At 64.6% G+C, this 12819-nt stretch carries 12 protein-coding genes; 6 read left to right on the plus strand and 6 right to left on the minus strand.

Translation table 11 applies throughout. From position 1 onward, the window contains the following. Position 1 precedes the first annotated feature (1 nt). The 4 genes from QF118_RS04885 (at position 2) to QF118_RS04900 (ending at position 5691) form a co-directional block, all read left to right on the plus strand. The gene (locus QF118_RS04885; RefSeq protein WP_282301521.1) at positions 2-904 is read left to right on the plus strand and encodes an EamA family transporter; all 903 of its coding nucleotides are present in this window, start codon (positions 2-4) and stop codon (positions 902-904) included. 108 nt (positions 905-1012) lie between these two features. After that, positions 1013-3034: an NADPH-dependent 2,4-dienoyl-CoA reductase gene (locus QF118_RS04890; RefSeq protein ID WP_282301522.1), complete on the plus strand. Its 2022-nt coding sequence runs from the start codon at positions 1013-1015 to the stop codon at positions 3032-3034. A gap of 150 nt (positions 3035-3184) precedes the next feature. Next, positions 3185-4618 carry a cell envelope integrity protein CreD gene (gene creD / locus QF118_RS04895; protein ID WP_282301524.1) on the plus strand — a complete coding sequence of 478 codons (1434 nt, stop codon included), beginning with the start codon at positions 3185-3187 and terminating at the stop codon, positions 4616-4618. 167 nt (positions 4619-4785) lie between these two features. Continuing rightward, a complete protein-coding gene (locus tag QF118_RS04900) occupies positions 4786-5691 on the plus strand; it encodes a LysR family transcriptional regulator (protein ID WP_282301526.1) in 906 nt (301 codons plus the stop codon). 66 nt (positions 5692-5757) lie between these two features. Here QF118_RS04900 and QF118_RS04905 read toward each other — a convergent pair whose 3' ends face one another. Beyond that, positions 5758-6777 carry a helix-turn-helix domain-containing protein gene (locus QF118_RS04905; RefSeq protein ID WP_282301527.1) on the minus strand — a complete coding sequence of 340 codons (1020 nt, stop codon included), beginning with the start codon at positions 6775-6777 and terminating at the stop codon, positions 5758-5760. Positions 6778-6896: 119 nt separating this feature from the next. On the opposite strand from QF118_RS04905, the gene QF118_RS04910 reads away from it, so the two are divergent. Further along, the gene (locus QF118_RS04910) at positions 6897-7913 is read left to right on the plus strand and encodes an alpha/beta hydrolase family protein (protein ID WP_282301528.1); all 1017 of its coding nucleotides are present in this window, start codon (positions 6897-6899) and stop codon (positions 7911-7913) included. A gap of 3 nt (positions 7914-7916) precedes the next feature. Here QF118_RS04910 and QF118_RS04915 read toward each other — a convergent pair whose 3' ends face one another. The 4 genes from QF118_RS04915 to QF118_RS04930 are packed head-to-tail and all read right to left on the minus strand — an operon-like array spanning position 7917 to position 10937. Then, positions 7917-8861, minus strand: a complete 945-nt coding sequence (locus QF118_RS04915) for an OmpA family protein (RefSeq protein WP_282301529.1) — start codon at positions 8859-8861, stop codon at positions 7917-7919. Then, positions 8833-9402, minus strand: coding sequence for a peroxidase-related enzyme (locus QF118_RS04920; protein ID WP_282301530.1), 570 nt, complete (start codon positions 9400-9402; stop codon positions 8833-8835). The genes QF118_RS04915 and QF118_RS04920 overlap by 29 nt, the downstream gene beginning before the upstream one ends. Next, on the minus strand, positions 9399-10157 hold the full coding sequence (locus QF118_RS04925; RefSeq protein ID WP_282301531.1) for a GNAT family N-acetyltransferase: 759 nt from the start codon (positions 10155-10157) through the stop codon (positions 9399-9401). Before QF118_RS04925 ends, QF118_RS04920 begins: the two co-directional genes overlap by 4 nt. 54 nt (positions 10158-10211) lie before the next feature. Further along, positions 10212-10937: a competence/damage-inducible protein A gene (locus tag QF118_RS04930; RefSeq protein WP_282301532.1), complete on the minus strand. Its 726-nt coding sequence runs from the start codon at positions 10935-10937 to the stop codon at positions 10212-10214. Positions 10938-10984: 47 nt separating this feature from the next. Between QF118_RS04930 and sfsA the strand changes: the two genes are divergently transcribed. Beyond that, the gene (gene sfsA / locus QF118_RS04935; RefSeq protein WP_282301533.1) at positions 10985-11689 is read left to right on the plus strand and encodes a DNA/RNA nuclease SfsA; all 705 of its coding nucleotides are present in this window, start codon (positions 10985-10987) and stop codon (positions 11687-11689) included. A gap of 98 nt (positions 11690-11787) precedes the next feature. On the opposite strand, the gene QF118_RS04940 is transcribed toward sfsA, so the two are convergent. Then, positions 11788-12708, minus strand: coding sequence for a manganese-dependent inorganic pyrophosphatase (locus tag QF118_RS04940; protein WP_282301534.1), 921 nt, complete (start codon positions 12706-12708; stop codon positions 11788-11790). Positions 12709-12819 lie beyond the last annotated feature (111 nt).

Consider the following 12819-nt stretch of genomic DNA (forward strand, 5'->3'; position numbering starts at 1 on the left):
CATGGAGCTTTGGATCATTGCAACCCTGTGCGCGGCGAGTTTTCAGACCGTGCGTTTCATGCTGCAAAAGGTGCTGTCCAGCGGCAGGCTTTCGGCCACGGGCAGCACCTTTGCGCGCTTTGCTTATGCGATGCCTGCGGCCTGGGTCGTGGTGGGGCTGTATTTCGCATGGACCGGCGCGGCACTGCCGCAACTGGGCGCGGATTTCTATGGCTGGACCGTTGTCGGCGGGCTGGGGCAGATCCTGGCCACGGTGCTGGTGGTGCTGTGTTTCCGCGAACGCAATTTCGCCGTCGGGATCACGCTGAAAAAGACCGAAGTGCTGCAAACCGCCCTGTTGGGGCTGGTGGTGCTGGGCGAGGTGATTTCCGCCGGGGGCTGGCTGGCCATCGGGATCGGTCTGATCGGGGTGCTTCTGTTGTCACGGACGCCGGGATCGGTTGACAGCCTGTGGCGCGGGCTGCGCAGCCGGGCGGTGGTTCTGGGGCTGGGATCGGGGTTCTTTTTCGCGGTGGCCGGTGTGGGGTATCGCGCGGCCTCTCTGGCGGTGCCCAGCGACGATCCGGTGTTGCGGGCCGGGGTGTCGCTGGTCTGTGTGACGATGATGCAGACGGCGGCGTTGGGCCTGTGGCTGCACTGGCGCGAACCGGGTCAGATCAGCGCTGTCTGGGCGGCGCGCAAAACGGCGCTGTGGCTGGGCGTGACCTCGATGGCGGGGACACTGTCTTGGTTCACCGCCTTCACCTTGCAGACGGCGGCCTATGTCTATGCCTTGGGGCAGGTCGAGCTGATCCTGTCGCTGGCGGCCTCGGTCCTGTTTTTCCGCGAAACGGTGACGCGGCGGGAATATGCGGGGATCGGGTTTCTGACCGCCTCGATCGTTGTTCTGGTGCTGGTTCTTTGAGGGGTACGGGGTGAAACCCCGCCCCAAGCGCCCGTGACGCCACGTTTGACGGTGACAGCGCAGCGCCGATGATGTGTTCTGCCCCCGACCACGCGAAGGGAGGCCGCCATGTCCAATTACCCCCACCTGCTTGCACCGCTTGATCTGGGTTTCACGACGTTGAAAAACCGGGTTTTGATGGGTTCGATGCATACGAACCTGGAAGAAACCGGAGACTGGAACCGGGTGGCCGAGTTCTATGCGACGCGGGCGCGCGGCGGGGTCAGCCTGATGGTGACGGGCGGCATGGCGCCGAACCGTGAAGGCGGGGTGTTTCCCGGCGCGGCAGGGCTGTTCAACGACAAGGATATCGCCAATCACCGCATGGTGACGGACCGGGTGCACGAGGCGGGCGGCAAGATCGCCATGCAGATCCTGCACGCCGGACGGTATGCCTATGGGCCGGAATGCGTGGCGCCGTCAGCGATCAAATCCCCGATCTCGCCGTTTCCGCCAAAGGAGCTGGACGAAGAGGGGATCGAAAAGCAGATCGCCGACATGGTGACGGCGGCACTGCGGGCGCGCGAGGCGGGCTATGACGGGGTCGAGGTCATGGGCTCCGAGGGGTATTTCCTGAACCAGTTCATCGCGGCCCATACCAACAAGCGCACGGACCGCTGGGGTGGCTCGTATGAGAACCGCATCCGCCTGCCGATCGAGGTGGTGCGCCGGGTGCGAGAGGCCGTCGGCCCGGATTTCATCGTGATCTACCGGCTGTCGATGATCGATCTTGTGCCCAATGGATCGAGTTTTGACGAGGTGGTGCACCTGGCGCAGGAGATCGAGAAAGCGGGGGCCACGATCATCAACACCGGCATCGGCTGGCACGAGGCGCGCATTCCGACCATTGCCACCAGCGTTCCGCGCGCGGCTTTTGCCTGGGTGACGAAAAAGCTGATGGGCAAGGTGGGGATCCCGGTCATCACATCGAACCGGATCAACACGCCCGAGGTGGCCGAGGATGTGCTGGCCACAGGCTGCGCCGACATGGTGTCGATGGCGCGGCCGTTTCTGGCCGATCCGGATTTCGTGGCCAAGGCCGAGGCTGGCAAAGCCGCGCTGATCGCGCCCTGCATCGCCTGTAATCAGGCCTGCCTGGACCATACCTTTGCGGGCAAGGTGTCGTCGTGCCTTGTGAACCCCAAGGCCTGCTATGAGACCGAGATCGTGGTGACGCACGCCGAGGCGGCCAAGAAAATCGCCGTAGTTGGCGCGGGGCCTGCCGGTCTTGCGGCGGCGATCACGGCGGCGCAGCGCGGGCATGACGTGACGGTGTTTGACGCTGCCTCGGAAATCGGGGGGCAGTTGAACATGGCCAAACAGGTGCCTGGCAAAGAGGAGTTCCACGGCTTTGTGGACTGGTTCCGCGCCATGGTGGCCGATCTGGGCATCACCGTCACATTGGGACGCCGTGTCGGGGCGGACGATCTGCAAGGCTTTGACGAGGTGATCGTGGCCACCGGGGTTGTTCCGCGCGATCCTGGCATTCCGGGGCAGGAAACCCATGCGGTCAGCTATGTCGACGTGCTGACCGGGCGTGCCGACGTGGGCAAGCGAGTGGCCGTGATTGGCGCTGGCGGGATCGGGTTCGACGTGGCCGAATTCCTTGTGACCAAGGACAGCCCGACGGAAAGCCTGCCGGACTGGATGCGCGAATGGGGGGTCAGTGACCCCGCCGAACATCGCGCCGGGCTGGCGCCCGAGGGGCCGCAACCGGACAAACCCGCGCGCGAGGTGGTGCTGCTGCAACGCAAACCCGAAAAACCCGGCAAGCGGCTGGGCAAGACCACCGGCTGGATTCACCGCGCGGGGTTGCAGATGAAGGGCGTTCAGATGAAGGCCGGCGTGAACTATGAACGCATCGACGACGAGGGCCTGCATGTGTCCTATGGCGAGGCGCGAGAGCGGCCCGAGGTGATCGCCTGCGACACGGTCGTGCTGTGCGCCGGGCAACTGAGCGAGCGGTCGCTGGCCGATGCGCTGGAGGCACGGGGCGTGGCCTGCCATGTGATCGGCGGCGCCGATGTGGCGGCGGAACTGGACGCCAAGCGGGCGATCGACCAGGGGGTCAGGCTGGCGGCGGGTTTGTAAGGGTCGGGGCGGCTCTTGTTCCTGCGGAACCACGCCCGCCCGCCGACCCATGCCGCGTGCATTGCGAAAAACCTGCACATCTCTTGCGCAAAGGGCGGGGGACGATAGCCCTAAGGATCGGACATTGTCCAATCCAAGAGAGTGCGTTCCATGCCCCAGTCAGTCAGTCCCTCCGCCGGCCGTCGGTTTTTCATCGTCGGTTTTCTGGTTCTTTTGATGTTCATCCCGTTGTTTTTCGCGGCTCAGGTCATCCAGGACCGCAAGTTCTATTCCCAGCAGACCCTGCAAGCGGTCGGCGAGGAGTGGGGAGGCGCCCAGAGCCTTTCTGGGCCGCAGCTGGTGATCCCGGTCGAGGAAACCGTCACGCAGCTGTCGACGCGGCCCCGGATTGATCCGGTCAGCGGCGTGGTGATGACCGACCCCGAAACCGGCAAGGATCTGGTAGAGCGGTTCGAAGAGACAATCACGCAGCGCGCCGCCCCGGTCTATCTGTACCCCGAAGGCTTTGACGCGCAGATAAAGACATCGACGCAGATCCGCAGTCGGGGCATTTTCCGGGTGCCGGTCTATCAGGCGCAGGCGGTTCTGGCCTTTGATTTCGCTGCGCTGGCCGCCGAGGGCCAGATCGCACAAAACGAACGGCTGCTGTGGGACGAGGCCGAGTTGCGCCTGAGCGTCTCCAGCAACCGCGCCCTGCGCGGGGCGGCGCGGCTGACGGTGGATGGCACTGAACGGGCGCTTGAGCCGCGCACCGACCGGCAGGGGCTAAGGGCCCCGGTGGGTGATCCGCGGCAAGCTGGGGCCTTTGGTCTTGAGTTGGGGTTCAATGGCGCGCAGTCGCTGCATGTGGCGCCCGTCGGGCGCAATAGTCATGTGACGCTTGTCAGCGACTGGCCGCATCCGTCATTCGATGGCGCCTTTCTGCCGGATCGCTCTGAAATCACCGCCGATGGCTTCAGCGCCGAATGGACGATCCCGCATCTGGCGCGGGCGCTGCCGCAGGTGTCGCGCAGTGACATGGACCAGACAGCCCGCGCCACGCATTTCGGGCTGCGCTATATCGAGCCGAACGACTTTTACCAGAAAGCCTTTCGCGCGGCCCGCTATGGCGTGTTGTTCATCGCCCTGACCTTTCTGACCATCCTGCTGATCGAGCGGGGAACCGGCCGGACCGCCCATGCGGTGCAGTATATCCTTGTCGGGCTTGCGCAGACGGTTTTCGTGCTGCTGATGGTCAGTTATGCCGAGCATCTGGGCTTTGCTATGGCCTATGGGATGTCCGCCGGGGCGACGGTTGCGCTGTTGACGCTGTTCGGGGTGATCGGGTTGAAGCTGGGGCGCAGGGCGCTTGTTCTGGGCATCGCCCTGGTGGTGGTTTACGCCGTCTTGTACCTGATCCTGCAATCCGCCGATTACGCTCTGCTTGCGGGGTCGACGCTGGCCTTCCTGGCGCTGGCAGTGACGATGATCGCCACAAGGAACGAGGACTGGCACGGCCCTGCGCGCGAAAAGGGTCCGGGGTTTCTGGCACGGGCCTTGCGATCCGTGCCGCCGACCGCGCAAGGCCAACCACCGCAACGCTGACCCACCGGATCGCCCCGCCCATGCGCGGGGCGATCTGCCGCCGCAAACCGTTTCCCCAGAACGGACAGCCCCTGCAATACCCCTCAATTGTCTACCCTCTGCCCAAGTTGCGCCGCAGTTGGCGGGCATTCCTTGATCCAACCGCAGAAACGAGAAGAGGGACGAGCATGGATCGCCTCACGGAAATGGAAGCCTTCGCCACGGTCGTTGACCAAGGGGGTTTCACCGATGCCGCCAAGAAGATGGGGATATCGAAATCCGCCGTCTCAAAGCATGTGTCGTCCCTTGAGGCCCGGCTTGGGGCGCGTTTGCTGAACCGCACCACGCGCCGTGTCTCTCCGACGGAAATCGGACTGGCCTATTACGACCGTGCACGCCGCGTGCTGAATGACGCAGGCGAAGCGGATGCGCTGGTGACCTCGATGCAATCGGCGCCTTCGGGGTTGTTGCGGATTTCGGTCGCGACGGATTTCGGCGTGAACCACCTGTCGCCGGTGCTGGGGGATTTCCTTGCGGAATTCCCGGACATCACGGTGAACATGGTGCTGAACAACCGCTATGTCGAACTGATCAGCGAAGGCTTTGACATGGCCATCCGGATTGGCGAGCTTGAGGACAGCACCCTGCGTGCCCGCAAGTTGACCGAGACGACCAAACGCATGATCGCCGCGCCCGGCTATTTCCAGAAATTCGGCCGCCCGCAGCGCATCGACGATCTGAACGAACACAAGCTGCTGCACTATTCGAACCAGTCTTCGGGCAACGTGTGGAAAATCACCGCGCCGTCCGGCGAAAAGCGCCAGGTGCGCACCGCTGGCTGGCTGACGGTGAACGACGGCCAATCGCTGCTGAACGCCTGCATCGCGGGTCTGGGCATCGCCTATCTGCCGTCCTACCTGTACCACGAAGCGATGGAGCAGGGCCTGGTCGAAGAGGTCATTCCCGATCTGCCGCAGGAAACCCAGGGCATCTATGCGGTTTACCCGCCGGGCCGGTTCACCCAGCCCAAGGTGCGCGCCTTTATCGACTTTCTCGTGCATTCCTTTGCCGAAAAGGGGCCGCACGCCTGGTAATTGCGGGCTGGCCTGCCGCCGGGCAGGCCGATCCGCCACGCCGTTCTTCCCAGCCTGTGAACAAGGCTACCTGAGCCCCGGGGTTTCCTCGGGGTTTTCTTTTTTGTGCGCTGCGGCCCAGGCGCTGGGGGTCTGCCCGGTGACGCGCAGGAATTCACGGTTGAAGTTGGACTTGGTGTTGAAACCGGACGACAGCCAGGCCTCGGTCACCCGTTCGCCCGCAGTCAAACGATCGCAGGCGGCGCGGATGCGGCGGGCGTTGATATAGCGCGATACGTTTTCGCCACTGACCCGGTTCAGCGCAGCCGACAGGGTCTTGCGCGGCAGGCTCAGACGGCGGGCCAGGCGATCCAGCGTCAGGTCCGGGTCCAAATACAGCGCCGTGTCGTCCAGCAACTTGTCCAGCCGCGCGGTGATGCGGCTGTCTTCTTCGGTCACCTCGGGCGCTTCGGGGGTATCGTCCGTGGCTTCGGGTGGGGCAAGGCCGGGCGACAGGCAGACCCAGCCAACCACAAGATTGGTGGCCGAGGTGACAAAGCTGACAATCCAGGGGCGCAGATCGGCGTTGCCCGTGATGATGGCGCCCAGGATGGCGACCTCCGACAAGGCCGACACCAGCAGTGCGCCCGCGATGGTGATCCAGAAGCGCGCGGACAGTTCGCCGGTTTCCAGCCGGGTGCGGGGCATGGCGTCACCCCCGGCCAGGGCGCGGTGGCCGATGGCCAAGCCATAGCCAAGATAGGTCAGGGGAATCAGTGCATCCAGAAGATCCGGCAGCAGCAGCGCGCAGGCGAGTGCCAGCAGAGGCGCGCCGAAATGCCTGGCGTCCCTGCGGGTCACGGGGCGCAAGGCACCTGCGGTAAAGGCGATCCAGGCCAGCGGCGGAATCACCGTGGCGGTCACCGCCTGCAACAGGCGAAACTGGGCAAAGCCGTAGTGCTGGACAAGCGACAGCACCAGTGCCTGCGCCGCGCAGGCCCCGACAAGGGCGGCCAGCCATCCGGCGCGTTCACTGCGCAGCGCCAGATGCAGGGCCACAATGGCCAGCAAAACGGCGGCGAACAAGGGAACGGGAAAGGTGGGCATCACTTGCAAAAGGTCCAACAACCGGTTTCAGGACGTCCGCAAACCGGTCTTCGGACGCGGCGCGACGCAAGGCGGCGCAGAGTGTCTGCATCAACATCGCAAACGCAGGAGTAACGACGATGAAGACGCTTGTCACGGCCATCACCCTTGGCTTCCTTTCCACCCAAGCCAGTGCCGACCCCTTTGCCGGGGTGCGGGATATCGAAATCATGGCGCCCCATCATGGCCGCAGCATGCAGGCCGCCGTCTGGTATCCGGCCCAGCAGGGCGGCACGCCCGAGGTCTATGCCGAAAACGCCGTGTTCTACGGCACCGAAATCCTGCGCGATGCCGCCCCTGCCAAGGGGCACCATCCAGTGGTTCTGCTTAGCCATGGGTTGGGCGGGAACATCCGGTCTTTGCAGTGGTTGTCGGCGGGGCTGGCGGCGCGCGGCGCGGTGGTCATCGACGTGAACCATCCCAACAGCACGACCGGGGACATGGACGTTCTGGCGGGGATGAACCACGGCACCCGCGCGCAGGATATGTCCACCGCTTTGGATTGGCTTCAGGCGTCGGAATTTGCGCCGATGCTGTCGGATCAGGTCATGGCCGCTGGGTTCAGCTTTGGCGGCTGGACGGCGCTGTCGCTGGGCGGGGTGCGTGGCAATCTGGATGGCTATGCAACGTCTTGCGACGCGGCGCAGGGCCGGTCCAGCCATTGCCTTGATCTGGAGCGCGCGGGCGTCGATCTGCACGCGCTGGACGCGGCCCAGTGGAACGCCGATTTCAGTGATGCGCGGGTAACGCAGGTTGCCGCGATCGACCCCGGTTTGCACTGGGGGGTGACCTCCAAGGATGTGACAGGGTTGAACGTGCCTTTGCTGCTGATTGGTCTGGGTGAAGGCCCTGACCGTCTTTACGCTGCCGATTTCAGTGACACCGGCAGCGGTTTCGGCGCATTGGTGCCGCAGGCACAGGTGGAATTGATCGTCCCCGCAAACCATTTCGCGATCCTGCCGGAATGCAAACCGGCGGGCGAAGATATCCTGAAAGAGGAAAAGGACGATCCCGTCTGCACCGATCCCGAGGGCAGTGACCGCGCGGCGATCCATGCGCAAATCATCGACCTGCTGGCCGGGCAACTGGGGCTTTAGGGCCTACTCGACCGGGATCAGCACAGCCTCGACCCGGCGGTTTGCCTCGCGGCCCTCGGCGGTCAGGTTGCTGGCGACGGGGGCCAGATAGCCGACGCCATCGGCGCCGACCTGATTTTCGGGAATGTCGTGGCGGTTGCGCAGGTACGCGACCGCCGACATGGCGCGTTTGCGCGACAGCGCCTGGTTCCCTTCAAGCGATCCGACCGCATCCGTATGCCCCACGAACAGGACACGGCGCGCCGGGTTCGCGGCAAGATAGGCGGCGATGGCGTCAAGCGACCCGATCGCCCCCTCGGCCAGCGACGAGGACCCGGTTTCAAAGACCAGATCGCGCAGGATCGCATGGCCCTGGCTTTCCAGCTGGCCCGCGACGCCCTGGGGCGCGGCGGCGGCGGTCGTGGCCTTGACCGGGGCGGCGGTGGCGGTCACGGCTGACCCGGTGGCCACGGCGCCCGCCCGGATGATCTGAAGATAGGCCGAGGTGGCATCCCGGCTGGCCAAAAGCGCCACGGCGCTGCCATCGGCGGAAACGGCAGACAGCGCATGGAAATCGGTCAGGTCGACGAACATCTGCGGGGCAGGCAGGACCAGCGTGGCAAACCGAAAGTCAAAGCCGCCACAGGCGCGCGCGACGCAGTCCAGCACGATGTCATAGCCCGCCTCGACCAGCTGTTCGCGCAGCGGCGCGATGATTTGCAGGGGCGTCAGACCCGACCCTTCGATGCGCCAGCTTTGGGTCGAAATCGCCCCCTCGACGCGCCTTGTGGGCAGGCCGCCCTTGATCGTCCAGGGACCCACCGGCAAATCATAGGCGCCGGGGTTCTTTTCGAATTCGCGGGTCAGGGCGGCGCCCTGCGGCAGGGCAAGGTCCTGCGCCAGGGTGGGCCCTGCCAAAAGCGCGACAAGCGCCGCGAGTTTAACGCGCCTGCGCGTGGTATTCATCATTGGGGCGCATATCCGTCGCGCTGGCCACCCGGTTCGTCATGTTGAAGAACCCGGCGACATTGGCGATATCCCAGATATCGCGGTCACTGAAACCCGCGTCGCGCAGCGCTTCGCGGTCGAACTCGGCAATCTCGGCGCTGGCCTTGGTCATCTTTTCGGCAAAGCCCAGCATGGCCCGCTGCCGGTGGTCCAGATCGGCGACGCGCCAGTTCATCACCAGCATTTCGCCCAGCTTTGGATCGCCTGACAATTCCCGCACGGCCGCGCCATGGGCGGTCAGGCAATAGAAACACTTGTTCACCGAGGATACGACCACCGCGATCATCTCGCGCTCAAGCTTGCTGAGGCCCGATGCGGCCAGCATCAGGTCGTTGTACATGGCGGTAAAGGCGTTCAGCTTGTCGATGTCAAAGGCATAGGCTTTCAGCACGTTCGGCACCATGCCCAGCTTGTCCTGGCAGACGTCAAAGTATTTCTGCGTTGCCTCGGGCAGCGGGTTTGCCATCGGCAGATCAAGGGCGGTGGGGCTGTCTTTGGTCACGTCTTGGGGCCTTCCGGATCGGGGAGAATGCGATAGTGGTACTCTCCCACAACCTCCATCCCAAGGGAAGCGTACAGCGCGTTGGCGCCGGTGTTGGCCTTGGTGACCACCAGTGCCAGCCAGTCCGCGCCGTTGTCGACGGCCCAGAACGCGGCGGCGCGCATCATCCAGCCGCCCAGCCCCTTTTGCCGGTGGTGCGGCAGGATTTCCAGCGCGTGCACCATGGCGATACCGTCATGGATGCCGCAGAACCCGGTGCCGCCGGGGCTGTCACTGACGCGGCCGAACAGGCCGGTCTTGGGGTCGGGCGCGCGTTCCATCACCTGTTGGCGGGCCTCGCCGATGCCGCCCTCTTCCCAAATCTCGCGCATGATGGCCAGCGGCTCCCATACGGTAAAGGCGGTGACGGGCGGGATGCGCCGATCGGTCAACTGCCGTGCCGGAACCAGCCGGATGTGCACGGGGTCGATGATGTCATAGCCCTGCTGCGCCAGCATCGTGTCCAGCGCCTCATCGCCGGGCCGGATCATGAAAAGTGGCGTCTGCCCCATCATCCGCATCGCCTGTTCGGCGGCACCCAGATCATCCTCGCGCCAGCGTCCCGTCGCGGTGGCCGCCGACACCCGTTTGCCGCCGCCGCGCCCTTCGCGCAGCAACCATGGACCGGCCTGCACCGTGGCCGCCGCGGGCCATGTGGCATCGACAACCGCAAACAGTTGGTCAAGCGAAGGGGCGTGGGTCAGATCCTTGGTCATGCGGTGTTTATGGCCTCCGCTTGCGGCGCTGTCCATCACCCTTGAAGGGCGGCGTCACTGCTGCGGAAACAGTGCCGCCAGTTCCGCCATGGCATGGTCGATCTGCGCCCCATCGCTGCCCCGGATCACCACGTTTGCCCCGAAAACGCCATCGCGCTGGAATGGGTAGGACCCCATGGACAGGTCCGGATAGCGCGCCGCCAATTCACCCAGCGGCGCGGCGATTTCACCTTCGCCGCGCATGATCCGCAGGCTCTGGCTCAGCAGGGGGGCGCCGCCGGTGATCTTTGGCAGGACACTGGCCACCATGGCCTGAAAGACGCTGGGCACCCCGGCCATCACATGCACGTTTTCCATCGAAAAGCCGGGCGCGATCGACACCGGGTTGTCGATCAGCGTGGCGCCATCGGGAATGCGCGCCATGCGCTGGCGCGAGGCGTTGAACTCGACCCCCTGCCGATCATAATGGGCCTGCAACAGCGCCCGCGCATCATCGCGCACACCGATATGGACGCCAAAGGCCTCGGCGATGCAATCGGCGGTGATGTCGTCATGGGTCGGCCCGATGCCGCCACTTGTCACCACCACGTCAAAGCCCGTGCGCAGCGCGTTCAGGGCGCTGACGATGGCGGCGCGATCGTCGCTGACCACCCGAACCTCTTTCAGGTCGACGCCGTGCTTGGTGAATTCCTGGGCAAGGTAATGCATGTTGGCATCGCGGGTCCGGCCCGACAGGATCTCGTCTCCGATGACAAGCATGGCGGCAGTTGGGTTGGGCATCTTCGCTCTCCTTGCGCGGGGTCTGATCACGGTATAGGCCGCGACCCATGCGCTTTCAATCCGACCTGATCCCCGCCACGCTGATCCGCCGCTACAAACGCTTCCTTGCCGATTGCCTGCTGGAAGATGGGCGCGAAGTCACGGCCCATGTCGCCAACCCCGGCTCGATGCTGGGGCTCAAGGACGAAGGCCAGCGTATCTGGCTTGAACCGAACGACGACCCCAGGAAAAAGCTGAAATTCGCCTGGCGGTTGGTCGAACACGAAAGCGGGCATTTCACCGGCGTCGATACCGGCGTGCCCAATCGCATGCTCAAGACGGCGCTGATGGCAGGTCAGGTGCCGGGCCTGCAAGGCTATGACCTGATCCGCCCCGAGGTGAAATACGGCACCAACTCCCGCATTGATTTCCTGCTGACCGGCGAAACCCGCCCCGACACCTATGTCGAGGTCAAGTCCGTCACCCTGTCGCGCCAATCCGGCCTTGCCGAATTCCCCGACAGCGTCACGGCGCGCGGCGCCAAGCACCTAGGCGAACTGGCCGACATGGCGCAGGCGGGCCACCGCGCGGTCATGCTCTACCTGATCCAGCGCACCGATTGCACGGCGATGACCCTCGCCTCGGATATCGACCCGGCCTATGCGCAGGCCTTCGGCGCGGCTACCAGCGCCGGCGTGGAAACCCTTGCCTTCGATTGCCGGATCTCGCCCGCCGGGGTCACCCTTGGCCAGCCCGTCCCGTTCCACCCATAGCAAAGGGCCGGAACGCAAAACGCTCCGGCCCCATGTTTCTTTGTGCCTGAAATATCCCGGGGGAGTCCCGAAGGGACGGGGGCAGAGCCCCCCTGCCTTCAGACCTTCAGGTTCGGGATGATCTGTTTCTTGCGGCTCATGATGCCCGGCAGAACAACGGTATCGCCGGTCACGGTCGCGCCAAAGCTCTTCTCGGCCACGGTCTTGACCAGATCGTTCGGCACCAGCAGCGTGGCCTCTTCGTTCAGGATGTCGACGACGAACAGCAGAACCTGGTCAGCGCCGTCTTCCTTGGCGACATCAACCATCGACGCCATCAGGCTGTCCTTGCGGTCCAGCACCAGCTTGGGCGCCGTGGTTTCCAGAACGGAAACGCGGAAATCCTTGCCATCGACGGTGTATTCCTTGGAATCCATCCGCAGCAGTTCGGCATCCGAAAAGGCGCTGACGTCGGATTTGGCTTCGAACATCTCGGCCGCATAGGAGGCGATGTCGATCCCCAGATCGGCGGCCAGCTTTTCGGCCACGGCCTTGTCGTGCGGCGTGGTGGTGGGCGAACGGAATTCCAGGGTGTCGGACAGGATGCACGACAGCGCCGCGCCCTTGATCGCCTCGGGCATCTTGGCGGCGTCGTCACCCATCAGGTCGACCATGATGGTCGCGGTGCAGGCCAGCGGGCGCACGGTGATGTCGATCGGGCCTTTGGTTTCCAGACCGCCGACCAGCTTGTGGTGGTCGATGATCGCGGTGATGTCGGCGGCGTTGATGTCGGCGGGCAGCTCGGCGGGGTTGTTGGTGTCAACGATGACGACCTTGGCACCCGCTTCGACGCCGGAAATGATTTCGGGCTTGTCGAGGTTCCAGCGGGTCAGCATGAAGGCGGCCTCGGTGTTGGGCTCACCCAGAAGGACGGGCTTGGCGGCCTCGCCTTTCACTTCGTTCATGTACCAGGCCCAGATGATCGGGCTGCCGGTGCTGTCGGTGTCGGGGCTCTTGTGGCCGAAAACCTGCGTGGTCATGGGAATCCTCATGTCAAAAACGGGGTGGTTTTGCGGGCCTTCTAGCTTTGCAGGCGCGCAATGTCACCCCACAGCATGGGGGTGCGACCTTGCGAACGGGGGCGCACCAGA

Source organism: Tropicibacter oceani, from assembly GCF_029958925.1.
In the GTDB taxonomy this organism is placed as follows: Bacteria; Pseudomonadota; Alphaproteobacteria; order Rhodobacterales; family Rhodobacteraceae; genus Pacificoceanicola; species Pacificoceanicola oceani.